Source organism: Ruegeria sp. B11 (genome assembly GCF_056539785.1).
On record NZ_JBQFVO010000002.1, the window covers coordinates 718,164 to 742,807 of the forward strand.

Annotated in this window: 23 protein-coding genes; 7 read left to right on the plus strand and 16 right to left on the minus strand. The window is 58.6% G+C overall.

All coding sequences use genetic code 11. The features are described from left to right. Window positions 1–78: 78 nt before the first annotated feature. Window positions 79–849, minus strand: a complete 771-nt coding sequence (locus tag ACR0I1_RS10945; protein ID WP_480706430.1) for a DUF1365 domain-containing protein — start codon at window positions 847–849, stop codon at window positions 79–81. A 288-nt stretch (window positions 850–1,137) separates the two neighbouring features. On the opposite strand from ACR0I1_RS10945, the gene ACR0I1_RS10950 reads away from it, so the two are divergent. The 3 genes from ACR0I1_RS10950 to ACR0I1_RS10960 all read left to right on the plus strand — a co-directional run bounded on the left by ACR0I1_RS10950 (window position 1,138) and on the right by ACR0I1_RS10960 (window position 2,768). Beyond that, on the plus strand, window positions 1,138–1,653 hold the full coding sequence (locus ACR0I1_RS10950) for a sigma-70 family RNA polymerase sigma factor (RefSeq protein WP_370644455.1): 516 nt from the start codon (window positions 1,138–1,140) through the stop codon (window positions 1,651–1,653). A gap of 10 nt (window positions 1,654–1,663) precedes the next feature. Beyond that, window positions 1,664–2,314, plus strand: a complete 651-nt coding sequence (locus ACR0I1_RS10955; RefSeq protein ID WP_170648750.1) for a ChrR family anti-sigma-E factor — start codon at window positions 1,664–1,666, stop codon at window positions 2,312–2,314. 112 nt (window positions 2,315–2,426) lie between these two features. Then, window positions 2,427–2,768, plus strand: a complete 342-nt coding sequence (locus tag ACR0I1_RS10960; RefSeq protein ID WP_480706433.1) for a hypothetical protein — start codon at window positions 2,427–2,429, stop codon at window positions 2,766–2,768. Window positions 2,769–2,771: 3 nt separating this feature from the next. Here ACR0I1_RS10960 and ACR0I1_RS10965 read toward each other — a convergent pair whose 3' ends face one another. The 6 genes from ACR0I1_RS10965 to ACR0I1_RS10990 form a co-directional block, all read right to left on the minus strand. Further along, complete coding sequence (locus ACR0I1_RS10965; protein ID WP_480706435.1) at window positions 2,772–4,001, minus strand: DNA recombination protein RmuC; 1,230 nt, start codon at window positions 3,999–4,001, stop codon at window positions 2,772–2,774. A gap of 52 nt (window positions 4,002–4,053) precedes the next feature. Further along, window positions 4,054–5,904 (minus strand): DNA mismatch repair endonuclease MutL, encoded by a 1,851-nt coding sequence (gene mutL / locus ACR0I1_RS10970; RefSeq protein ID WP_480706437.1) that lies wholly within the window; start codon window positions 5,902–5,904, stop codon window positions 4,054–4,056. A gap of 283 nt (window positions 5,905–6,187) precedes the next feature. Beyond that, on the minus strand, window positions 6,188–7,117 hold the full coding sequence (locus ACR0I1_RS10975) for a metal ABC transporter permease (RefSeq protein ID WP_480706439.1): 930 nt from the start codon (window positions 7,115–7,117) through the stop codon (window positions 6,188–6,190). Beyond that, window positions 7,114–8,319, minus strand: a complete 1,206-nt coding sequence (locus tag ACR0I1_RS10980) for a metal ABC transporter permease (protein WP_480706441.1) — start codon at window positions 8,317–8,319, stop codon at window positions 7,114–7,116. Before ACR0I1_RS10980 ends, ACR0I1_RS10975 begins: the two co-directional genes overlap by 4 nt. 2 nt (window positions 8,320–8,321) lie before the next feature. Next, a complete protein-coding gene (locus ACR0I1_RS10985; protein WP_170426192.1) occupies window positions 8,322–9,125 on the minus strand; it encodes a metal ABC transporter ATP-binding protein in 804 nt (267 codons plus the stop codon). Between the two features lie 3 nt (window positions 9,126–9,128). Further along, window positions 9,129–10,082: a metal ABC transporter solute-binding protein, Zn/Mn family gene (locus ACR0I1_RS10990; protein ID WP_170408483.1), complete on the minus strand. Its 954-nt coding sequence runs from the start codon at window positions 10,080–10,082 to the stop codon at window positions 9,129–9,131. Between the two features lie 199 nt (window positions 10,083–10,281). Between ACR0I1_RS10990 and deoC the strand changes: the two genes are divergently transcribed. The 3 genes from deoC to ACR0I1_RS11005 are packed head-to-tail and all read left to right on the plus strand — an operon-like array spanning window position 10,282 to window position 14,466. Then, a complete protein-coding gene (gene deoC, locus ACR0I1_RS10995; protein WP_170408484.1) occupies window positions 10,282–11,280 on the plus strand; it encodes a deoxyribose-phosphate aldolase in 999 nt (332 codons plus the stop codon). 11 nt (window positions 11,281–11,291) lie between these two features. Next, complete coding sequence (locus ACR0I1_RS11000) at window positions 11,292–13,625, plus strand: aldehyde dehydrogenase family protein (protein ID WP_480706444.1); 2,334 nt, start codon at window positions 11,292–11,294, stop codon at window positions 13,623–13,625. Between the two features lie 25 nt (window positions 13,626–13,650). Further along, complete coding sequence (locus tag ACR0I1_RS11005) at window positions 13,651–14,466, plus strand: SDR family oxidoreductase (protein ID WP_223117187.1); 816 nt, start codon at window positions 13,651–13,653, stop codon at window positions 14,464–14,466. 69 nt (window positions 14,467–14,535) lie between these two features. Here ACR0I1_RS11005 and ACR0I1_RS11010 read toward each other — a convergent pair whose 3' ends face one another. The 8 genes from ACR0I1_RS11010 to ACR0I1_RS11045 form a co-directional block, all read right to left on the minus strand. Then, on the minus strand, window positions 14,536–14,700 hold the full coding sequence (locus ACR0I1_RS11010; protein WP_170515005.1) for a hypothetical protein: 165 nt from the start codon (window positions 14,698–14,700) through the stop codon (window positions 14,536–14,538). A gap of 292 nt (window positions 14,701–14,992) precedes the next feature. Beyond that, the gene (locus tag ACR0I1_RS11015) at window positions 14,993–16,297 is read right to left on the minus strand and encodes a M16 family metallopeptidase (RefSeq protein ID WP_480706446.1); all 1,305 of its coding nucleotides are present in this window, start codon (window positions 16,295–16,297) and stop codon (window positions 14,993–14,995) included. Then, window positions 16,294–17,634 (minus strand): M16 family metallopeptidase, encoded by a 1,341-nt coding sequence (locus tag ACR0I1_RS11020; RefSeq protein ID WP_480706448.1) that lies wholly within the window; start codon window positions 17,632–17,634, stop codon window positions 16,294–16,296. The genes ACR0I1_RS11015 and ACR0I1_RS11020 overlap by 4 nt, the downstream gene beginning before the upstream one ends. 85 nt (window positions 17,635–17,719) lie before the next feature. Beyond that, window positions 17,720–18,235, minus strand: a complete 516-nt coding sequence (locus tag ACR0I1_RS11025; RefSeq protein ID WP_170566971.1) for a DUF3035 domain-containing protein — start codon at window positions 18,233–18,235, stop codon at window positions 17,720–17,722. 50 nt (window positions 18,236–18,285) lie between these two features. After that, window positions 18,286–18,756, minus strand: a complete 471-nt coding sequence (gene lspA / locus ACR0I1_RS11030; protein WP_170394647.1) for a signal peptidase II — start codon at window positions 18,754–18,756, stop codon at window positions 18,286–18,288. Next, window positions 18,756–20,345, minus strand: a complete 1,590-nt coding sequence (gene purH, locus ACR0I1_RS11035; RefSeq protein WP_480706450.1) for a bifunctional phosphoribosylaminoimidazolecarboxamide formyltransferase/IMP cyclohydrolase — start codon at window positions 20,343–20,345, stop codon at window positions 18,756–18,758. The genes lspA and purH overlap by 1 nt, the downstream gene beginning before the upstream one ends. A gap of 22 nt (window positions 20,346–20,367) precedes the next feature. Beyond that, a complete protein-coding gene (locus ACR0I1_RS11040) occupies window positions 20,368–22,107 on the minus strand; it encodes a heparinase II/III domain-containing protein (protein WP_170566965.1) in 1,740 nt (579 codons plus the stop codon). An 88-nt stretch (window positions 22,108–22,195) separates the two neighbouring features. Beyond that, complete coding sequence (locus ACR0I1_RS11045) at window positions 22,196–23,455, minus strand: RsmB/NOP family class I SAM-dependent RNA methyltransferase (protein WP_480706453.1); 1,260 nt, start codon at window positions 23,453–23,455, stop codon at window positions 22,196–22,198. Between the two features lie 90 nt (window positions 23,456–23,545). Here ACR0I1_RS11045 and ACR0I1_RS11050 point away from each other — a divergent pair, with 90 nt between their 5' ends. Continuing rightward, window positions 23,546–23,728 carry a DUF1674 domain-containing protein gene (locus ACR0I1_RS11050; RefSeq protein WP_170394659.1) on the plus strand — a complete coding sequence of 61 codons (183 nt, stop codon included), beginning with the start codon at window positions 23,546–23,548 and terminating at the stop codon, window positions 23,726–23,728. Here the strand turns inward: ACR0I1_RS11050 and ACR0I1_RS11055 are convergent, their stop codons facing one another. Then, window positions 23,729–24,589, minus strand: coding sequence for a LysR family transcriptional regulator (locus ACR0I1_RS11055; protein WP_480614451.1), 861 nt, complete (start codon window positions 24,587–24,589; stop codon window positions 23,729–23,731). Window positions 24,590–24,644 lie beyond the last annotated feature (55 nt).

Sequence of the window (24,644 nt, forward strand, 5' to 3'; positions counted from 1 at the left end):
CTCCTCGTGTTCGCGGTCCAGGCATTTCTGCACGATCCCACAGGTGACCGTCTTTGATCTTGCGCAAAGCGGAGGGCTTTAGTGCCGCGACCGGGATACAGGCTGATCGGGAACCGGCGCGGTGCGAAACGGGCTGAACCGCGCCCGTTTGAACCACAGCTTCACCGCCTGCCAGTGGATCAGAAACACCGCCCGGCGCGCGCCGAACGGACGCCGCCAGAGAGACTTTAGAATGATCCGGTTGCTGTACGGCTGGCGCGGACCGGTCAGCGTGGCAATCAAACCGCCTCGGGCACGCCCATAATCGATCCAGACACCAACACGTTCGTCCTGATAGTCAAAGCGGAAGGTATAGGTGCCCTCGATCTTCTGAAACGGAGAGACATGCATCAGCTTGTCCGCAAGTATCCGATCGGTAGGTGCAATCGATGAAAGATCGGGTTTGTGGCACAAGTAGCTGTGGCGTGTGCCATAAGTGTTGGTCACCTCGGCCACCACAGCATAAAGCTGGTTATCTTTATCAAAACAGAACCAGAAACTGACCGGATTGAACACATGCCCTAACACACGGGGTTGTGTCAGCAAGGTCATCCTGTCCGGTTGTGGAATATCTTGCGCCTCAAAGCATTCACGCAGCCAGATCGCCCCGCGACCCTGACCAGGTTCACCCCCATGATCGCAATCTCGCCAGCTTGTCATGTTCGCGCCATTGATCGAAAACAGGGATGGGGTCTTGGGGTGGGCCTCGGGGTCTAGCAAGATGTAATCGACGGAATAGCGAAACGCATTCTCGACCGCACCTTTGCGCCCGTGAAAGGTATGGCCCGCGATATAATCAATTCTGTTCATGAAACAGATTTTCCGTCCTGCCCTCAAATCATTCAATTGACATGCATTTCCGCATATCTGGTATCTCACAATACGATATTCAGCCGGTTTTGGATGAAATTTATCCAACCGACTGATCCACCTTGGGTGTCCCCACGTATTGTGGTTATGTTTACCGAGACTGACACCGCGACATTGGACGAACCGGCGGCAGAAGCTGCTGGAAGAATTGTTTGGCGCGGACCTAAGCGTTTTAAGGGCAACTCGGTGAACGGACAGAATAATACTTGCGGCGCCAGAAAGGATTGGGTGGAACACGTCCGTCGAATCCGAGACGCTCAGGATCAGGCGGCCTTCGCCGAACTTTTTCAGCATTTCGCGCCTCGTATCAAGGCGTTCCTGATCAAGTCCGGTTCGGATGCCGCCCTGGCTGAAGAATGCGCGCAGGAGGTCATGGCGACCTTGTGGCACAAGGCTCATCTGTTTGACCCGACAAGGGCAACGGTTGCGACCTGGGTGTTCACGATCGCAAGGAACAAGCGCATTGACGTATTGCGCAAGCAACGCCGCCCCGAACCCGAAGACCTCGGGTGGGGGCCGGAGGCGGAGCCGGAACAGGAAGACGTTCTAGCTCTGCAACAGGAAACCGCGCAGCTGCGTGATGCCATGGCGGCATTACCTGAGGCGCAAAGACAGCTGATCGAGAAGGCCTACTTCGGAGATCTGAGCCATCGAGAAATCGCATCTCAGACCGGGTTGCCCTTGGGAACGATCAAATCACGGATACGGCTGGCGCTGGACCGCTTGCGCCACGCGATGAACTGAGATGACGAGCATGAAAAACGAGATTAAACATCACCTGACAGACGACCTGCTGATGGCCTATGCCGCAGGCAATCTGCCCGAAGCGTTTGACCTGATGGTCGCAACGCATCTGTCTCTGTGCGACCACTGCCGCGCCCGCGCTGAAAGCTTTGACGCAGTTGGCGGATGCGTTTTGCAGGAACAAGATGCGTCAGCAAGCATGAGTGACGGCTCACTGGCGGCAACAATGGCATTGATTGCTCAGGGCGCACCAAAGGTGAAACCCGCGCACCCGTCTTGCGCAGTTCTTCCGACACCGCTGCAGGACTATGTCGGTGGCGACGTGAACGCGATCAAATGGAAGCCCGTCGGCATGGGTGTCAAACAGGCAATCTTGCCCACGACCAGCGAAGCCACCGCCCGGTTGTTGTTTATCCCCGCCGGGGCAGCAGTGCCGGATCACAGCCATAATGGCATAGAACTGACGATGGTCCTGCAGGGTGCATTCTCTGACGAGATCGACCGCTTCGACCGCGGCGATGTCGAAATCGCTGACCAGTCTATCCATCATACCCCTACGGCAGATATTTTTGAAGACTGCATTTGCCTGGCCGTCACTGATGCTCCACTGAAGTTCAGCAAGCTGATGCCGCGCCTGTTCCAGCCATTCCTTCGAATCTGATCCGTCGTGGTAGGGTTGTTTATCGACGCTAACTAAATCGGGGTTTTAAATGTTCTTAAGGATGGCAGTCACAGCGCTTTTGCTGAATTTTGGAGCCAGCGTTTCCGCACAGATGTCCGCAGACGTTAAATTCCAACCGGGCAATTTCGGCACGATGGTGAATGGGACTGTCACCGGCGACGAATATTTCGACTATAAACTCGGAGCCAAGGCTGGGCAGGAGATGTTCGCCGACCTTAAGGTCAGTGACACCAATGGCAACGGCGTGATCTACTTTAACATCTTGCCGCCGGATAGCGACGGCGTCGCAATTTACAACGGCTCAATCGATGGAAATACCGCCCGGATCGCGCTTCCCGATGATGGCGACTACACCATACGTGTTTATCTGATGGGTAACGATCGCGACACAGGCAAGACGGTTGGTTACAATTTGGACCTGTCGATCCAATAACGCTTACCCTTCGGTTTTGCCCAGCGGCACGACGTTTGTTTGGTCATCCGGCGCAAGCTCTTCGAAATCGAAATTGTCCAACCGTTGCGCCCGGCGACCCGCCTTTTCCGCGCTGATCTTGATTTCCGAGATATCCTTTGCAGCCTGCCCGAAATGACGGTCGAGGTTCGACACCCGGTCGCCTAAACGTTCCACATCCTTATGCAGCAGCCCCAATTCCTTGCGGATCGCACCGGCCTGTTCGCGCATGCGCGCATCTTTAAGGATCGCCCGCATGGTGTTCAGCGTCGCCATGCAAGTTGTGGGTGAAACGATCCAAACGCGTTTCGAGAAACTCTCTTGCACCAATTCAGGGAACTTGGCGTGCAGCTCGGCATAGACTGCCTCAGAGGGCAGAAACATCAGCGCCCCATCTGCAGTTTCACCGTCCAGAATGTACTTCTCGGCAATATCGTTGATGTGCTTACGCACGGTACTGCGGAACATTTGTACCGCTGCTTTCAGCTCCATATCATTGGTCGATCCGATCAGTGCCTCATAGGCTTCCAGCGGGAACTTACTGTCGATCACGATCGGTCCGGGAGGGTTCGGCAGGTTGATCAGGCAATCAGCGCGCCGTCCGTTCGATAACGTGGCCTGCAGCAGAAAACTATCTGATGGCAGCGCCTTCGAAACGATATCGTTCAGCTGAATTTCCCCGAAAGCCCCGCGCGTCTGCTTGTTCGACAGAATATCCTGCAATGACAGCACGTCGCCTGAAAGCTTGGTGATATTGTCCTGCGCCTTGTCGATGGCTGCCAGACGTTCCTGCAATTGCGTCAGCGAGGTCGCCGTCTGTTTCGACGAACCATGCAGCGATTCCTTCATCCGCTCCTGCATCTCAGCCAGAGCGCGCGCCGATTTCATCGCGTTATCGGCCAGCCGGTCATTCATCTGCTGTTGCACCGATGACAGGCGGGATTCAACGGTCTGGATCACCTGCACCTGCGCGTTGGCCTGCGTGTCCGAGACATGCTGTAGGCCACCCCGCAGTTGTTCCTGCCCCTGGCCAAGTTGCTGCACATGCTGCCCAAGGTGCGCCATCTGCCGGGCCAGCGGCTCCGCCATCCGAGCTGAACGCTGTGACGCTCGAAGTGACAGAAACAGAAGCAGCAGAATCAACACCACCACCCCGCCCACTGTCAGGATAATAGGGTCATTCAACGCATATTGAGTGCCAGCAATCTCGATCATATCGCCTCAGATGTTCTTGTTTTATTCTTCATAGCCCGAGCGGGCCAGCGGATCAACTGCGGCCGAACAGGCGTTCGATATCGCTCAGCTTCAGTTCCACATAAGTTGGCCGCCCGTGGTTGCACTGCCCGGAATGGGGCGTCGCCTCCATCTCGCGCAGCAGGGCATTCATCTCTTCGGCCCGCATCCGACGGCCAGACCGAACCGAGCCATGGCAGGCCACGCGGCTCAGGATCGCCTCGATCCGCGCTTGCACCATCTGGCTTTCGCCCTGATCGGAGAGCTCATCAAGGATATCGAGGATCATCGCGCGGGCATCGACCTCGCCAAGAATGGCCGGAGTTTCGCGCACGGCGATTGCTCCGCCACCAAAGGATTCGATGGTCAATCCAAAGCGCGACAGGTCCTCTGCAACGGCCATCAGACGTGCGCAGTCACCGTCTGTCAGTTCGACGATTTCGGGGATCAACAACGCTTGTGCGGCAACGCCATTTTCGGCCATCTGAGCCTTGAGCTTTTCGTACACCAGCCGTTCATGTGCGGCGTGTTGATCCACGATCACCATGCCGTCTGCCGTTTGGGCGATGATGTAATTCTCGTGCACCTGCCCGCGCGCCGCCCCCAAGGGCAGGTCTTGCGGCTCATCCTCCGGTGCAGTTTCGGGCACCGGTTCCACGATGCGTCCACTATAGTTCTGAGACAGTTCCGCAAAGCCCGGAGACTGCGCCCGATAGGCCGCCTGACGCGCCGCGGGTGACGGGCGATCCATTTGATACACCCGCGCCGGGGTTGCGGGTGCGGGCTCGGGCCGCATCGCACCCAAGGTTGCGTTGGCCACGGTCGAAGATGCCCGGTGCCCGGCCTCGGCCAACGCGTGACGCAGGCTGGACACGATCAAGCCACGCGCGAGGCCGGGGTCGCGGAACCGAACCTCGGATTTTGCCGGATGTACATTCACATCCACCAGCGTTGGATCGCAATCTATGAACAGCGCCGCCGCCGGATGCCGGTCGCGGCTGAGGAAATCGAAATAGGCCGCTCGCAGCGCACCGGTCAGCATCTTGTCCCGCACGGGTCGCCCATTGACGAACAGATACTGCGCCACTGCAGCCCCGCGCGAATAGGTCGGCAGCGCGGCATAGCCATAAAGCCTGAGCCCTTCGCGTGTGGCATCGATCTGCAAAGCATTCTCAGCGAACTCACGGCCAAGAACGCGCGCCAATCGGGCATGCAGCGCATCAAACAGATCGCCATTCTCGCGGTCGGCACGAAAGGTCACGCGCCCCTCTCCCCCGCCCGAGACATCGCGCAGAGTGAACGCGACCGAAGGCTCGGCCATCGCCAAACGTTTCACAATGTCCGAGATCGCCTGCGCCTCGGCCCGGTCAGTGCGCATGAATTTCAGCCGTGCCGGGGTGGCGTAGAACAGGTCTCGCAACTCAACCACAGTCCCAGCGCGCAAGGCTGCTGGCTTCACTGCATCCATTTTGCCACCGCACACTTGGATCGAGGCCGCATCAGCACCCGAGACACGGCTGGTGATGGTCAAACGCCCGACAGCCCCCAGCGAGGGCAGTGCTTCACCGCGAAATCCAAAGGTGTGGATATTCAACAGGTCGGCGCCGTCGATCTTCGACGTCGCATGGCGCGACAGCGCCAGTGGCAAATCCCCGGCTGCGATCCCACACCCATCATCTGTGACACGAATCAGGGTCTTGCCGCCATCCGCGACCTCAATGGCGATGCGTGTGGCCCCGGCATCGATGGCGTTTTCGACCAGTTCCTTGACGGCAGAAGCAGGCCGTTCCACGACTTCACCCGCTGCAATCCGGTTGATCGCTGCGTCGTCAAGCTGTCGAATGACCGGCCGATCGTCGCTGATATTGGGGTTAGCATACACCATACCGCTAGACCTAGCATAGGCGCACGCGATTCGACCACCGGTTTGAATTGTGAAGAGCGGGCTTTAAACGAGGTATCCGGCCAGTTTGACCGCGCCGTTAAGGGGGTAGCGACTAAGGTCAGAACTGGCCGGATATACCAGAGTGAGTGGTGGTCTTGTGGTTTCCAATTGAAAGTTTGGTATCACCGAAAATGGAATAAATCTTGTTAAGAATTCGTGATTGTTTCCACTTGGCGAAGTTCAGCCGAAACTGCGTGATGGGCGTTGGCGTGAATACGCCAAGTCAAGCCTGACTGGGCGCTCCGCTGCGGGTTCGGCATGGGCCAAAAGCAGCGGTCAGCGCCAGAATCAGGCCTGATATCGTGGCGATCATTCCAGCGGCGCTGACAGCATCCGCAGCCCCCAACCACAATGGGCCATAGCCCGCTAAAACATAACCGGACACGGCGGAAAGGGTTGCGAACAGGACACTCCAGACGATCTGGGCTTCCAACCGGTTGGTCATCATCCGTGCTGCAGCTGGCGGGCAGATAAACATTGCAATCACGATGATCGACCCCACTGCATCAAATGCCGCGACAGCAGCAATCGCAGCTATGATCACCAGCGCCATCCCTAACGCACCAGTGCGGATACCAATTGTGCGCGCAAAGCCTTCATCGAAGGTTGATATCTTGAGCGGTCGCCAGAACAACCACGTGAATAGCAAGACCCCCGTCAGTGTCAGCGCAATGCGCGGCAATTCAGGTGGCAACCCTGCCAATGCCTGTAGATCCAGCAGCGACGACCAGTCCGTTGCATCCAGCCAGATCAAGCTTTCCAGATTGCCGTAAAGCGCATGTTCAACATCCAAATGGACGGTCGAAGTGTCAGTCTGCTCAAGCAGTAGGACACCACCGGCGAACATGGTCGTGAATACGACACCCATCGCTGCCCCCGGCTCGATCTGACCCAATCGCCGGATCGCTTCGATCATAACCACGGCGACCACAGCAGCCCCTGCTGCGCCAAGCATCATCGGCCAAGTTGAAATTGCGCCTGTCAACAGAAACGCGACGACAATACCGGGCAACACCACATGGCTGATCGCGTCGCCAATCAGCGCTTGCTTGCGCAGCACCAGAAAGTTGCCGGGCAGAGCGCATGCGATGGCCGCGAATGTCCCAATCAACAAAGGCGTCAGCGACAGGGGTACGAACTCTTCTCCGCTCATGGCGTGACCTCCTGCGGGCCGCCGATACGGCGATCGATCTCGGCGATCTGATCGCGAGTCAGCACGGTCTCGATATCGCGCAGCCCATCGTACAGCGCCGCAGTGGCCTCATGCGCCTGATCCGCGCGGACGATCTCCCACCGCTTTTCGTCTCGTAGGGCCTTGGCCGCACGCGCCCTCCCTTCCTCTGTTGCAACTCCATCGGCGCGCACAAGGCCGGTGCGGCGTAACAGGCGAATGGTTAGGGGTTCATAGATTTGCTGCCCCTGCGCCAGTGCCAGCAGTCCCTGCCGAATGTGCACTCGACGCTGGAACCGAAGGTGGCTGAGAATAGCTGCCAACACGCCCCGAACCGGCGCGAACAGGAGAGACAGGGCAAAGAACCCAAAGCTGACCAGAACGATGATCGGTCCGGTCGGCAGGTTCGGAGCCGAGGCCGAAATACCTGCCCCCAGATACCCTGCAAGACCTCCGGCCAAACCGGCCAGAACGACCACGCGGTCGGATCGCTCCGTCCAGAACCGCGCTGTCACAGGCGGGATGATCAGCAGAGCAACAATCAGGATCAGACCAACGATCTTTAGCCCGACCACGGTCACCGCCATCACGAGCCCCATCATCGCCAGATCAATCCGATGCACGGGCAACCCGCGCGCAGCGGCATATTCGGGATCGAAGGCGACCATCGTCATCGGGCGGCGGATGATCATCACCAGTACCAACGTTGCCGCGCCACCGATCGCGATGACCAGAGCATCAGCCCATAGCATCCCAGCAGTAGAACCCAGCAAGAATCCTTCCAATCCTGCCTGGCGTCCAACCCCCATGGTTTGAATAACGGTCAGCAGTACGACACCAAAACCGAAGAACACCGATAACACTGCGCCGATCGCTGCATCTTCTGCCAAACGTGTGCGACTGGTCAGCCAGTTCATACAGAGCAAACCAACCCATGCAGATATTGCCGAACCTGCAAGCAGTCCGATCAAATTCCGACCATCACCACCGAAAGCCACCAGCACCATGAAGGCAAGGCAAACGCCCGGTAGGGTCGCGTGGCTGATGGCATCGCTAACCAGCGCGCGTTTACGCAGGAATAAGAACGTGCCCGTCACACCTGCCGAAACGCCCAGTAACGTCGCACCAATAGCAACCAGCGTGGCGTTATAGCCAAGCTGTAACGTCAAAGCCTCCCAAAGCATGACTACCCCAGCGCGCGCGAAATCTGATCGATTTGAGCCGTTGCAAGACGTCCGCCATAAGCGGCCTGCAGCGTTTCAGCGGTAAAGGCCTGCTCCACCGGTCCCTCGGCCACTTTGCGGGTGTTGATCAGGAACACATGGTCGAAATAGTCGGTGACCGTGGCCAGGTCGTGATGCACTACAACAACGGTCTTGCCAGCCTCTTTCAACGATTTCAGCACGGCGATGATCGCCTTTTCAGTCGCGGCGTCCACGCCTGCAAAAGGTTCGTCCAACAAATACATGTCGGCATCCTGTGCCAATGCGCGCGCAAGAAAGACCCTCTGTTGCTGACCACCAGAAAGCTGCCCGATCTGACGGTCGGCAAATTCCCGCATACCGACACGGTGCAGACAGTCCATGGCACGGGCGGTATGGCGGGCACGAACACGACCCAGCAGGCCCAATTGACGCGACAAGCCCATCAGCACCACATCAATCACGCGCGTCGGGAAATCCCAGTCCACGCTGGCGCGCTGTGGTACATAGGCGATGCGGGCCCGCTGGTCCTCGAGCGGCTGACCAAACACGGTCACCTGACCCGACAGCGGAGACACGATCCCCAAAGCAGCCTTTAGCAAGGTTGATTTGCCAGCCCCATTTGGCCCGATAATTGCCGTCATGGCGCCGGGCTGCACCGTCATATCGACCGAGAAGACTGCGGGTTTCTGACCGTACGAGACGGTCAAACCCCGTATGGCGAGAGGGCAAAGATCGATGTCCTGCCCTTCGATAGAAACCCCTTGAACTGTGGCGAGTTCAATCATGGCTCAAAACCCCGCCGACAGTTTTCCGTTCATGCCGCGTTCGGGCACATCCGCCCCCAACGCGCCGGCAATCACAGTAATGTTGTGATCGAGCATACCGATATAGGTGCCCTCATAAGTGCCCGGCTCGCCCATGGCGTCGGAATAAAGCTCTCCGCCGACGCCCACTTTGTGACCTTCGGCCGAAGCACCCTCGATCAAGGCACGCATGGATCGATCTGAAACGGAACTCTCCACAAACACGGCGTTCAGCTGACGCTCTACCAGAGTTTCGACCAACTCACCGATCCGGTTCAACCCTGCCTCGGATTGGGTCGAGATGCCCTGAATACCCAGCACCTCATAGCCATATTCATCACCGAAATAGCCAAATGCATCATGCGCAGTCACCAGCACGCGGTTGTTTTCGGGAACGGCCGCCAAAACCTGCTTGCCATAGGCGGCCAGCAGATCGATCTCGGCCAGAAAAGCTTGTGCGTTGGCTGCGAACTCATCTGCCGCTTCGGGTCGGGCTTCGGTCAGAGCTTCCTGCACTTCGATCACGACATCGCGCCACAGAACCGGGCTCATCCAGACATGCGGGTCAAATTTGTCAGCGTAGTCGTCATGGGCGCGCAGTTTCGATGTGTCGATGCCATCCGCCACGGCAACCACTGTCCGCTTGCGGCCCAGATCGTCAAAGAAACCTTCCATCTGAGCCTCTAGATAGAGGCCGTGCCACAGCACCAGATCAGCTCGGGTCATCGCAACAATATCGGTGCGGGTCTGGCGATAAGCGTGAGGGTCGACACCGGGTCCCATCAAGCCCTTCACGTCGACCTGTTCACCGCCGACCTGGCGCGCAGCGTCTGCAATCATGCCGGTGGTGGCGACGACTTTCAGCGGCGCTTGAGCGATTGCGGCAACGGGCCACACAAGCACGAGAGCCAATGCCGTAAGTAGCGATCGACGAATCATTTCAGACTCCGAACGGTTATCCTGTTAAGTCAAAATATGAGAACCATTCGCAACTAAGTCAATGCAAATGCGAATTACTCGCAAGAAAACGACTATATTTGTCCATTTGGTCAAAAATTTGCCCCTTACGACGCTGGCACACCTTCCCTTTCGCTGCGACCCATGCGATTTTGACGCGAACCTCCAAAAGGACGGAATAATGGAAACGCAGAGCTCAGAAAGCACCGTGCGCACCCCGCATCTGCCGCAAGTGACCGAGCCCCGGAACCCAGGAATGGATCTGGATCTGGATTGGGTGCGGGCCGTGCAGGCCAACACTTCGGCCATCGAGCGCCGCGCAGCGACGCTGCCCGGTCGGCGGTCAGTGAAAAAAGAATACCAGGCCGCATGGCTGCTCAAAGCGATCACAATGATCGACCTGACCACGCTATCGGGCGATGACACGGTTGGGCGGGTTCGTCGCCTGTGCGCAAAGGCTCGTCAGCCTATCGCGTCTTCAGTTCTGCAGGCGCTGGACATGCCGCCGATCACAACAGGAGCGGTGTGTGTCTACCATGACATGATCGAAACGGCTGTGGACGCATTGGAAGGCACTGGTATTCCGGTTGCGGCGGTATCCACTGGCTTCCCGGCTGGGCTCTCTCCGTTTCATCTGCGTGTGGCAGAGATCGAAGAAAGCGTGAAGGCCGGAGCCGAGGAGATCGACATCGTCATCTCGCGCCGTCATGTGCTGTCTGGCGACTGGCAGGCCCTGTATGATGAGATGAAGGCCTTCCGCGTCGCCTGCAGCGATGCACATGTCAAAGCCATTTTGGCGACCGGAGAGCTGGGCAGCCTGCGCAACGTCGCGCGTGCTTCGCTGGTATGCATGATGGCGGGCGCTGATTTCATCAAGACCTCGACCGGCAAAGAAAGCGTCAACGCCACCTTGCCTGTGTCGCTGGTGATGATCCGAGCTATTCGCGACTATTATGACCGTACCGGCTATCGCGTAGGCTACAAGCCTGCGGGTGGGATTTCGAAAGCCAAGGATGCGCTGGTCTATCTGTCGCTGATCAAGGACGAGCTGGGCGACCGCTGGCTGGAGCCGGATCTGTTTCGCTTTGGTGCCTCATCATTGCTGGGCGACATTGAGCGGCAGTTGGAACACTATGTCACCGGCGCATACTCCGCCGGTTACCGTCACTCCATGGGCTGAGGACAAAAACAATGACAGTCAAAGAGATTTTCGAGACCATGGACTACGGCCCTGCCCCCGAAAGCGCAGCCGAGGCACTGGCCTGGCTGGTCGATCAGGGCGACAAGTTCGGCCACTACATCGATGGCGCGTTTACCAAACCCGGCAAAGGATTCGACAGCCGCAACCCAGCAACCGGAGAGGTTCTGGCCAAGCTGACACAAGCGAAACAGGCTGACGTGGACGCCGCCGTTTCTGCCGCTCGCAATGCGCAACCCAAGTGGGAGAAGCTGGGCGGTGCGGGTCGGGCACAATACCTCTATGCGATTGCGCGCCTGCTGCAGAAGCATTCGCGCCTGTTTGCCGTGCTCGAAAGCCTCGACAACGGTAAGCCGATCCGTGAATCGCGCGACATCGACATCCCGCTGGCGCAACGGCATTTCTATTACCACGCGGGCATGGCCCAGCTGATGAAAAGCGAGCTACCCGATGCGCAAGCCTTGGGTGTGTGCGGCCAGATCATCCCCTGGAATTTCCCACTGCTGATGCTGGCGTGGAAGATCGCGCCTGCGTTGGCCATGGGCAACACCGTGGTTCTGAAGCCGGCCGAGTACACCTCGCTGACCGCACTGCTCTTTGCTGATATCTGCTCGCAGGCCGGTCTGCCGAAAGGCGTCGTCAATATCGTGACCGGAGACGGTGCGGTGGGCGAGATGATCGTGAACGCGGATGTGGACAAGGTCGCCTTCACCGGCTCGACCGAAGTTGGGCGGCGTATCCGTGAAGCGACAGCGGGATCAGGCAAAGAACTAACCTTAGAACTGGGCGGCAAATCTGCTTATGTTGTCTTTGATGACGCCGATATTGATTCAGCCATCGAAGGTCTGGTCGACGCAATCTGGTTCAATCAGGGTCAGGTCTGCTGTGCAGGTTCGCGCCTTCTGGTGCAGGAGGGTATCGCTGATCGTTTTCATGACAAACTGCGCGCCCGGATGGACACACTGCGCATCGGGGATCCGCTGGACAAATGCATCGACGTGGGCGCTGTGGTGGACCCTGTTCAGCTGCAGACCATCAAAGGCAAGGTCGAGAGCAACACGGCTGGCCACGTGCATCAAGCCGCCTGCGAATTGCCCGCAAATGGCTGCTACTACCCGCCGACCCTGATCTCGGGCCTCGAAACCTCGGACCCGCTGATGCAGGAAGAGATCTTTGGCCCGGTTCTGGTCTCCTCGACCTTCCGCACTCCGGAAGAGGCGGTCGAGCTGGCCAACAACACCCGTTACGGGTTGGCCGCAACGGTCTGGACCGAAAACGTAAACCTCGCGCTGGACATCGCGCCCAAGCTGGTTGCGGGCGTGGTCTGGGTGAACGCAACCAACCTGTTCGACGCTGCTGCCGGGTTCGGCGGTGTACGCGAAAGCGGCTTTGGCCGTGAAGGCGGTTGGGAAGGGCTGACGGCCTATACCAAGCCCAAAGCCAAGGCCAAACCGCTGACAAAGATTGAGGCGGCAATGGGCGAAGGCGCTCCCGTCGATCCTATTGACCGCACCGCCAAGATGTATGTCGGCGGCAAGCAGGCGCGGCCCGATGGCGGCTATTCGAAACCTGTCTGGGGCAAGTCCGGCCTACTGGGCCATGTGGGACTGGCCAACCGCAAGGACGTGCGCAATGCGGTTGAGGCGGCGGCAGGGGCCAAGGGCTGGTCCAAGACCACCGGCCATCTGCGGGCTCAGATCCTGTACTACATCGGCGAAAACCTCTCGGCGCGTGCGGGTGAGTTCGCCGCTCGTATCGACGCAATGACCGGCAAAAAGGACGGCGCGAAAGAGGTTGAGGCCTCGATCCAGCGCCTGTTCTCCGCCGCTGCGTGGGCTGACAAGTATGACGGTCAGGTGCATGGCGTTCCGATCCGAGGTGTGGCGATTGCCATGAAAGAGTCCGTTGGCGTGATCGGCGCCCTGTGCGCCGACGAAGCGCCCCTGTTGGGCCTGGTCTCAGCCATGGCTCCGGCGATTGCGATGGGCAACCGGGTGGTTCTGGCGGCAAGTGAGCCCTACCCGCTGGCAGCAACGGATTTTTACCAGATCCTAGAAACCTCGGACGTGCCCGCCGGTGTGGTCAACATCCTGACCGGCAGCCACGCAGAGCTGGCAAAGCCGCTGGCCTCGCATCTGAACGTGGATGCGGTCTGGTCGTTCTCGTCCACCGATCTGTCTAAAGATATCGAGGTCGTCTCGGCCGGAAATCTGAAGCGGACTTGGGTCAATAACGCGACGGCATTTGACTGGAGCGTGGACCATTCGCGCCGCTTCCTGCAGGCTGCGACCGAAGTGAAAAACATCTGGGTGCCCTACGGAGAGTAAGGCCCCCGTACCACCGGAGGCCTAAATGGATTTTTCAAGTAAGACCGTCATCGTCATTGGTGGCACCAGCGGTATCAATCGCGGCATTGCCGAGGCCTTTGCGGCCTCGGGTGCTAATCTGGCTGTCGCCAGCCGGTCGCAGGCAAAGGTCGATGATACCGTGGCCGCGTTGAAAGCAGCAGGCGCATCCGACGCGATCGGAGCGGCGTTCGACGTTCGCAATCCAGAGGCCGTAGCCGAAGGCCTTAAGCAATTCCACGACGCTTTTGGAGATTTCGATGTCCTAATTTCTGGTGCTGCCGGCAACTTCCCAGCGCTGGCATCTGAAATGTCGGTCAATGCATTCAAGGCGGTCATAGATATCGATCTGATGGGCACGATCCACGTCATGAAAGGGGCCTACCCCTATCTCAAACGTCCCGGTGCCAGCATTATCAACATTTCGGCCCCGCAATCCTATCTGCCTTACGAAGGGCAAGCCCATGTTTGCGCCGCCAAGGCGGGCGTTGATCAGATCACCCGAACCCTTTCAATGGAATGGGGCGTCGAAGGGATTCGCGTGAATTCGGTCGTTCCGGGTTTTATCGAAGGAACCGAAGGCGCAAAACGGCTGGCCCCTACCGAAAATGCCCATGAAGAGCTGCGTCGGGACGTCCCGCTGGGTCGCTGGGGTCAGCCCCAGGATGTGGCAAATGCCTGCCTATTCCTTAGCTCTGATATGGCGAGCTATATCAGCGGAACAGTCATGGCCGTTGACGGGGCTTTGTATCAGCGCGGCTCGGGCAAGTTTGGCCAGATGATGGGTCAGATGCTGCGCGCAGCGAAAAAGGGCCAGGCTTAGGTTAGAACACAGGGGTCCGATTGGTGACAAACTTTTCAGTCGCTGGGCTTTATTTCCAACCTACCAAATTCAAGAGCTTCTGAAATAGATACCCGCTGCTACCAAAAGCGATGTCAGCGTACCAGCCACCACGTAAAGTGCGAAAGCGCTGAGCAGAGATTGACCGACAACCAAAGCGGCAGCAAAGGTTAAAAACCCTGCAAGTATTCCCAATCCCATTATCGCAACTATCATGGTGCCGCTATCCGTCCCAAGCCTCGTCTCAGGAGATGTTGATCTTCTGAATCCCATCTCCGTTCCCGACTAACATAGAATTCTCGACATTTCTGGCCAAAGTATGGCCAAGGCGAGTTAACGATTACTTAAGGCGGAGAATTGCCGATCTTCTGTCAGGCGCTGCGCCCTGCAAGAGGTCACAAACTCGTTGTTTCCGCCAGTGGTTCGCATCACCCCCTGCCGTCAATTCCAAGAAAAATCATTCAATAACAACGAATAATTCTGTTCGGCAGCGGGTAGATGGACGACGTCAGCCGTCCACCCCTTCCGGTTTGCCGACGATGGTGAAATGCAGACCCTCGGGGTTCAGCAGTTCAGACGCCACCCGGTTCACATCCTCCAAGGTCACTGCATTCACCTTGTCGTTGCGAGTCGCAATGTAGTCGATAGGCAGATCTTCCATCTGCATCCCGACCATGATTCCGGCAATCTGGCCATTGCCGTCAAAACGCAGCGGATAGGCCCCGGTCAAATAGGTCTTGGCGTCATCCAATTCTTTCTGCGTCACACCTTCCGCAGCCGCGCGCGCCCATTCCTGTCGGATCACCTCGACCGCTTCGGCGATACGGTCATTGGCAGATGAGACCGAGCCCAGATACACCGACGCCAGATCCTTGGGCACCAGATAGGTCGCCACGCCATAGGTCAAACCACGTTTCTCACGTACTTCCTGCATAAGGCGACTTTCGAATCCGCCGCCGCCCAGAATGTGATTCAGGATATAGGCCGCAAAGAAATCGGGATCGTCGCGATCAATGCCACTTTGCCCGAACAGGGCGACGGATTGCGGAGTGTTGAAGTCCACTACGCTGACACCGCCGTCAATGGTGACCTTCGCCTTGTCTGGAATGGGTTTCCCGGTTGCTGGCAGATCCAACAGCAATTCGTCCAACAGTACCCCCAGCTCTTCTGCTGTGATGTCGCCGACAGCCCCGACGTACAGTCTGTCCTTGGCAAAGACATTGTCGTAGGCAGCGACGATGTCGTCGCGGGTCAGGCTTGAAACGCTTTCAATCGTACCTTTACCGTCCGACGCATAAGGATGATCCCCATATGCCATTTCAGCAAAACTGCGTCCGGCAATATCGCTTGGATCAGTCTGGTCGGACTTCAGACCCGAAATCACCTGAGCGCGCACCCGATCGATCGCATCCTCATCGAAACGCGGTTCATGAATCGTGGTCTGCAGCAAATCAATCACTTCATTCCGGTTCTCAGTCAGGAACCGCGCCGAAATGGAGACCGTATCATCTGTTGCCCTGTAGCTGAAGGACGCTGCCAGAGATTCAAGTTCGCGTGCATAGGTGCGGGCATCCATGTCGCCGGCGCCTTCCTCAATCAGGCCGCTCATCAGATAGACCGCGCCGCGTTTATCGGGATCATCCAGCGACGTTCCTCCACGAAACCGCAGTTCCAGCGCGGTGAAGGGGATCGAATGATCTTGGACCAGCCAAGCGGTAATACCACCGGGCGAGGTTACCTCTTTGATCTTAATCTCGGCCCAGGCGGGAAGGGCAATGATCAGCGCAATCAGCGTTGCGGCAAACCGTTTCATTGTGTCACCTCATCGTCACGCATCAGCCAGCCAGTGACCGAGGTTTCAGGTTGCAGCACTTCACGGGCAGCCGCGATGATCTCGTCACCCGTCACAGCCTGCAGGATGTCGGGCCAGGCCTGCACATCCTCGACCGTCAACCCGCTGGTCAACGCACGACCATAGCGGTTTCCAATACCGTCCACGTTATCGCGCGCATAGGTCTGCGCGGCGCGGAGCTGCATCTTAATGCGCTCCAGGTCTTCATCATTGACACCTTCCGCGATGAAATCCGCAACGGCCTGATCCATGGCATCCTCTGCATCCTTAAGCGAAACGCCCTCAGCCGGCACAACGATCAGATCAAAGGTCGTGTCATCCAATGAGACCCCCCTGTAGAACGCACCGGTATAGACCACCTTCTGCTGCTCAAATTGCAGTTTTTCGTTCAGATATGAGGTTGTGCTTCCTCCCAGCAACTCCGCCAAAAGGAACAGGGCGGCGGCCTTCTCCTGCTCACCGGCGTCCCGTTCAGGGGCCAGATAGCTGCGCTGCACGTAGGGTTGTGCGACACGCGCATCCTTGAAGGTCAGGCGACGTTCGGCAGTCTGGGGTGGTTCTTGCGAGCGTACCCGCTCGGGCAAATCAGGGTTGGCTGGGATGACACCGTAGTACTGATCGGCCAACGCCCTGACCTCGTCGGGGTCAACATCTCCGGTGACGACCAATATGGCGTTATTGGGTGCATAATGGGTCTGGTAGAAGGACAGGGCGTCGTCCATATCCAACGCCTCCATCTCATGGCGCCAGCCGATAATCGGCGCTCCGTAACGGTGGTTCAAATATTGTGCTGCATTCATCTGTTCTCCGAACAGAGCGCGTGGATTGTTTTCGGTCCGCTGATTACGCTCTTCCAGAACCACGTCGCGTTCGGTGATGATATCATTCTCGGTCAGGCGGATGTTGCGCATACGATCTGCCTCCATCCGCATCATCAGTTCCAGCCGGTCAGCGGCGACGCGCTGAAAATAGGCGGTGTAGTCGTAAGAAGTGAAAGCGTTGTCATTGCCGCCATTGGCCGCGACAGTGGCTGACAACTCGCCCGCCTCCATTGTGTCGGTGGCTTTGAACAGCAGATGTTCCAGGAAATGCGCAACGCCAGAGGATCCGATCGGTTCATCGGCGGATCCGGCCCGGTACCAGACCATATGCTGCACAACAGGAGCGCGATGATCCTCGACCACTACGACGTCCATGCCGTTTTCCAGCGTAAATGTGGTGACAGCCTCTTGCCCCTCTTTCGCGAACAAGGGGGTGGCGGCGATCAGGGCAGCCGACAATGCCAGGGCCCGAACCATGGGGCATCCTCCGTTTCATTTCTGATATTCAAACTACGGTGGTGCCGCCGGGGTTCAAGGCCAATGACGGAAAGTTAAGAAGAATTCATTCCAGCGGCGGGGCCGACGGCGTTTCGATCCCACGACGACGCGCCGCTTCATTGGTCGCGTTCGCATCGATTGACTGACGTTCATAGACCTGCGAGTACCGATCAACCGGGAACAGGCGCAGGCGGGTCCAGCGACCGCGATTTTTGCGGAAAGCCGCATCCTCTTCGGCCGTTATCTGACGCGTATTGGCAGGAACGCCATATCTGCTTGAGGCCGTCACAAGCGCCGCATCGCTGGCCGGTATTGAGGTATTCGGGTTCAGCGCTGCCTCACTACCACCCAGCGCCACAACGGCGTCCGCTTTGGGGTTAGGATCGGTCAGGTTTGCACCGCCGGGAGTCGGCGCTGGAAGAAAGGCGTAGTCCTTGGGCTGGGTCAGCGGCTTGACGGGCAATACCGAAAATTCATCCGGCCCCGCTCCGGGCGGATCAAGATTGCGCAAACCAATATCGGAACAGCCCGCAACGACAACGGCGAGTGTCAGAACAAGAATGGCGCGTGGCATACGCATCAGTGTCTCCAGCCAGTTTCAGGCGCTTTTATCGCATATCGACCGGCAGGTCACGAGGGCTTTTTGCCATCGAACAGGACCAATCCCAAAGCTCCCGCAAATATGAACACATCCGCCAGATTGAACACAAAAGGGTTGCTGATCCCGCAGCAGGACATGTTCAAAAAGTCGAGAACATAGCCGTAAAGCACCCGGTCCACGACATTTCCCAGCGCACCGCCGATCAGGAGACCCCCGCAGAATTGTTGAAGCTTCGTAGGAGCGATGCGGCCCAGCCAGATCAGGACGCCCAGGCAGATCGCCACGGAAACCCCGATCAGCACCCAGCGGGCGGCGTCACCGTCGCCCTGAAACAGGCCAAAATTGATGCCGCGATTCTCGCCGTATCTGAAAACCAGAAGCGGTGGCAGCACGTCGATATCGCCCTGCGCCACGCGCATTACGTGGACGACCAGATACTTACTGATCTGGTCGATCAAAAACGCCGCCAATCCGGCCCATAGGATGAACGAACCGCGCATCAGTGACGGAAATGCCGCATGCCGGTGAAGACCATGGCCAGACCGGCTTCATCTGCCGCCGCGATCACTTCATCATCACGCATCGAACCGCCGGGCTGAATAACGCATGTTGCGCCTGCCTCGGCGGCCTCCATAAGCCCATCGGGGAAGGGGAAGAATGCATCAGAAGCTACGGCCGAACCGATGGTCAGCGGCTGGGGCAAGCCCAGCGCATCAGCCATACGCTCGGCTTTCTTTGCCGCGATCAGTGCCGAGTCAACGCGGCTCATCTGCCCCGCGCCGACACCCACGGTCGCGCCGTCTTTGACATAGACGATGGCGTTGGATTTGACATGTTTCGCCACTTTCCACGCGAACAGCAGGTCGCGCATCTGCTCCTCAGATGGCGCTTCTTTGGTGACCACCTTCAAATCATCCATACCAACAAAGCCGTTATCCTTGTCCTGCACCAGCAGGCCACCGGCCACCTGTCGCACAGTTTTACCACCGGCGGTCACATCCGGCAGAGCTTCGGTCGTCAGCAGGCGCAGGTTCTTCTTGGCGGCGAAGATCGCCTTGGCCTCGTCTGACGCCCCCGGAGCGATCACAACCTCGGTGAAAATCCCCGTGATCTCCTGCGCGGTTTCCGCGTCCAGCGGTTGATTCAACGCCACGATACCGCCGAATGCCGACGTCCTGTCGCAGTCGAACGCGGCTTTATAGGCCTCAAGCAACGTCGCACCTTTCGCTACACCACACGGATTGGCATGCTTGATAATCGCACAAGCTGCCCCTTCGGCCGGGTCGAACTCGGCCACCAGCTCAAAGGCGGCATCGGTATCGTTGATGTTGTTATAGCTCAGTTCCTTGCCCTGATGCTGTACCGCCGTCGCCACGCCCGGACGACCCGAGCCATCTACATAGAACGCTGCCGACTGGTGGCTATTCTCGCCATATCGTAAGGTCTGTTTCAGCTCACCGGCAAAGGCGCGGCGTTTGGGGGCCTCAAGCTCCAGCGCATCGGCCATCCAGTTAGACACGGCTGTGTCATAAGCGGCAGTGCGGGCATAGGCCTTTTGCGCCAACCACTGACGGAAGCCCAGAGAAGTCTTACCGTAATTCTCTTCCAGCTGATCCAGCAGCGACGAGTAGTCTTCGACGTCCACAACCACGTTTACAAAAGCATGGTTCTTCGATGCGGCACGGATCATGGCTGGGCCGCCGATATCGATGTTCTCGATACACTCATCATAGGCAGCGCCCTTGGCCACGGTCGCTTCAAATGGGTAGAGATTTACCACAAGCAGATCGATTGCGCCGATACCATGTTCGTTCATCGCGGCGACATGGGTGTCATTATCGCGCAGAGCCAGCAGCCCGCCATGGACCATCGGGTGCAGCGTTTTGACCCGGCCATCCATCATCTCGGGGAAGCCGGTGATCTCGCTGACATCTTTCACCTCCAACCCCGCATCGCGTAGCGCCTTCGCGGTACCGCCGGTCGAAAGCAGTTCAACCCCGCGTTCGGCCAACGCCGTTCCCAGCTCGATCAGCCCGGTTTTGTCGGAAACGGAAAGCAACGCGCGGCGCACGGGGTGAAGGTCGGTCATGGGTCCAAAGGTCCTTTTGGCGTCAGTCGAAAACGGGCTCGTCCCGGTGCGTATCCCGCACGGCATAGGCTGTATCCTGAGCCTTGCTGAGCGTCCACCGGATGCGCGTCGCATACTCCATTGCGCGCCCAGATAGAACGATCTGTTTTGTCGCGCGTGGCTTCAAACGGCCTTTTTCAAGGTAAACGCTTGGTTCAACTGACAACTTTCCAACGCCATCATGGCGGAAAACCCATATCTCACCGCTCTTGAGCGCCATCGACACCGCAGCGCCACCCAGATCAAGTGCCGCATCAACGTCAGGATGCAGGTGAAACCGGATGTCAAAGGCTATCCCCTGCAGACCTGCCCCGTCCATCGCGCGATCGAACTGCCGTTTGGCTTTGTCGGTTGCGGTCAGCAGAATATCCTCGCCCACCAGCTCACGCCCGTCAAAGCGCAGTTCAAGCGTGCGGGCATGGGTCAGGCCAAACACTTTAGCGTAGCCGTCATGACCCACCATAAAGCGGGTGCCTTCGAATGCATCCTCGAAATCCACGGGCACATCCTGCGGGCCATCCACCAATGCTTCCTGCGACGACCCATTTGCGCCTTCTGCAAGCCGGGCGCTGGAATACCCTTCGACGCATAGGGTCGAATGCGACGGGGTCGCGCGCCCTGCCCTGCGCCATTCCTGCCCAAAACTGCCGCCTGATCCACAGTTCACGATCAGAGGACGGCGCCCCGAGGTCAGCTCAAACGCAAGCGAGGATGCGTGGGCGTTGAACGACGCAGCACCTTTGGGAGGCGCGCTGGCATCCACCAGAACCGTGGTTCTCGAGGCGGCAAGCCGTGCATAACCCATTGACAGGTCCGAATGCTGCTGCGGCTTGACACCGCTTTGTGCCAGTGCCTGATCCAGCCGCCCTTCAAGCCCACGCCCGCCCCCGTGAAATCTGGCCAGAGATCCATCTGCATGACGCAGATTTCGCAGAGTAGGTGCAATGCGCTTGATCGCCCCGGTCTGAGAGGCAGGCGTGCCTCGGCCAACTTCACCAAGTGCAGCAGAGGTCCAGGCCAGCAGAGTGAAGACCTCCAGCAATTCCTCAGGGTTGCGGGTGAGAATGCCGCCCTCGGCATCGATCTGGCGGTCGCATTCCCGGGCCAGTGCGCGCAATGCGGGATCAGCCAGTTGCTCCAACCCCTCCAGGGCCAAACCAGCCTGAACCAGCCCTGCGAGCGCTTCGAATCTCGGCAATCCTGGTGTTGCTGCTGTCCAGCGTTTGGAAAGAAACCATGTTTGTTGTGCCAAGGAGCGGAAGAAAGCTCTGCTTTGCGCTTCGTCAGCGCCGCGTAGCAGAAATTGCGCGTGGTTGATCCAGCGCATCACCCGGCGCCCGGTCAGGTCCGGCGCCCAGCCGGGCCCCTTCCCGCGCCCATGTGCGGTGATCCAGCCCCAGACCCATCGCTGCGCCTTTTCACGGGCGCGCATATCGCCGACGGCTGCCAGATCATCCAGCCAGATGAAACCGTGGCGTTCATCATCAAAATCCGGACTGGGCGCAGCAACATCCCAGAGATCGGTGTCATCCGCCTCGACCAGATATCCAGCGAAAAGGAGATTCCCGGCCACCAGTTGTCGCCCGCGTGCAAACGAACCGACGGTGCGCGGCTCAGGCTGGCTGACGAATCCCGAAACCGCCTTCCGCCTTTGGCTCAGGCGCGCGTAAAGGCGGTTCTGAAACCGCATCCAGCGATTGGCCATTGTGTCCGATTCTGACATGACGCTTGCGACTCTGCCCCTTGCGCTCTGCGGGCGCTTGAACACACGATAGACCGGTCCGCGCGTCAAGTCATCGAAAAGCGTCGCCTCAAGCGGATTTGTTCAGACAGGCGATATAGAACCCGTCCATGCCACCCTTGTCCGGCCAGAAATCCGGGCGCAGACGCAAGCCACCTTCTTCTGTAATCCAGTCCGGTTCAACGCCCGCAATCTCAAGCGCCGCACGGTCAATCTGCATATCCGGATATTGATCCAGCGCCTCTTCGATCTGCACCTCTCCTTCGTCCGGCAACAAGGAACAGGTGCAATATACCAATCGGCCTCCGGGTTTGAGCAGGGTCCAGGCATGGGCCAGCATACGGGCCTGTAGCTCGATCAATCCCCCGAATTCCGAGCCATCCTTGGCGAAGGGTAAATCAGGATGGCGGCGAATCGTGCCCGTGGCCGAACACGGCGCGTCGAGCAGGATGGCATCATACTGGCCCCGATGGTCCAGCGCATCACCAGCGATCACCTTAGCCTCCAAACCTGTCCGTTTCAGGTTCTCGCGCACCCGCTCCAACCGTGTTTCAGAGATATCCAGCGCCGTGACCTCTGCCCCTACCACAGCCAATTGCAACGTTTTGCCACCGGGCGCAGCGCAAAGGTCCAACGCCTTTTCCCCGGCTTTCGGGGCCAGCACGCGCACAGGCAGCGCCGCTGCCGCATCCTGAACCCACCAGTTTCCACGCTTGTAGCCCGGCAAAGCCGACACCTGCCCCGCATCCTGCAAACGGACTGAGCCGGTGGGCAGGGCTTCTCCGCCCGGCGCCTCAGCGCCCGGTTTCAGCGTCACGTCCAGCGGTGCACCATTGAAATGGGCCTGTTCCATACCCTTTACTGCGTCATCGCCCCACGCCATGATCAGAGGATCGCGCAGCCAGTCGGGCAGACGGGGCACGCGCATCTTGGGCCAAGCATCCGGTCCATCGGCGGCAATCTTGCGCAAGACTGCATTCACCAACCCCTTGAGCCGCCCATGCTTGCGCGAGCGTCCCACGATCTCGACCATCGAATTGACCACGCCATGCGCGGCCTCGCCCTGACACAACTCGACCGTTCCAAGCCGCAGCGCGTTATGCACCGTTAGCGCCGGTGTCTGCCGCAAGTGATCCGCCAACAGCCGGTCGGCACGCTCAAGTCCGCGTAGGGTTTCAATAGTCAGACGCTGCGCGCGCGCGCGATCCTCGGGTACCAGACGATCCAATGCGCCGGCCGCCAGACATTCAGGTAACAGCCGCCCCTCGCCCAATATCTGATCCAGCAGATAGATTGCACTGCGCCGCGCGGCGGTTGCAGAGTTTGACATGATGCTGAGTGCCTCTCGTGACTTTTGCCGCATTGCCTTGGGCGGACGAGGGCGTATATCAAGGCCCTGAACAGAAAGGAACCCGATGTCATGAGTGACGAGCGCAAAGACCTGCCCCCCGCCGCTCAGCGCGCATTGGCCGAGGCTGAGGAACGTCGCAAAAAGGCCGAAGCGGAAGCCAAGGCGCAGCCCAAGGAACTGGGTGGGCGCGACGGTCCCGATCCGGCCCGCTATGGTGATTGGGAAAAAAAGGGCATCGCCATCGACTTCTGATCAGGCCCCGCCCCGCAGCGCTTGCAGAAAGTCGTCTATCAAAGCCCTTTGCCGTTTCGACCTTGCCCGATCCTCGGGCCATGTCAGCCAATAGCCATCCTTTGTCCTAAGCTCGGGCATATCCAATCTGTGTAATTGACCAGTCTTTAAGCTGCCCGAAGCCAACGGTAGTGAACCCAACGCGATCCCCATGCCCTGACGCGCCGCCGTGATCGCGTGACCTACCGAATCAAAACTGATCCGGCCAGCCGGTAATTCATCAACCCCCGCTACCTGCGCCCAGTCCTTCCAACCGGGGCGTTCTCCGCGCAAATCAATCAGCGGCGCACCCCAGTTGATGCCGGATGCGGCCATCGGTGCCAGCACTTCGGGCGCAATAAGCTTTGCCTTTCGTCCAGGCCAGACACCTCTGCCATAGCGGATCTGCAGCCAAGTACGTTCTTCCTCCAGCGAGGCGCGGCGGGCCATCGAATCTGTCATTACACGCACATTTGGCTGCGCCTCAAGGAACGTGGGCAAGGCTGGTAGAACCAGCGCGTGGATATGCGACGAAAGTCCCGCGACCCGAAGCTCGCGCGGAGTTTTGCCGAACAGATCCTCGGTATTGCGTTCCAGTGCTTGCAGGCTGTCCTGCACCAATGGCAGATAGCTTTCGCCTTCGATGGTCAGCGAAACACCGCGGGCTTCGCGCACAAACAATGACCGGCCCAGCCACGCCTCAAGATTGCCTATCCGTTGACTGACCGCCGCCTGCGTCAAACCAAATTCGCGCGCAGCAGCAGAAAAACCACCCAGCCGCCCGGCGGCTTCGAACACACGCAGCCAGTCCAATGGAGGTAGTCCAATCTTCTTCTTAGCCATAAGTATTCCCAGCCCTCAGTGGCAATAAGGTTTAATTGTAGTAATGCCACGGAGC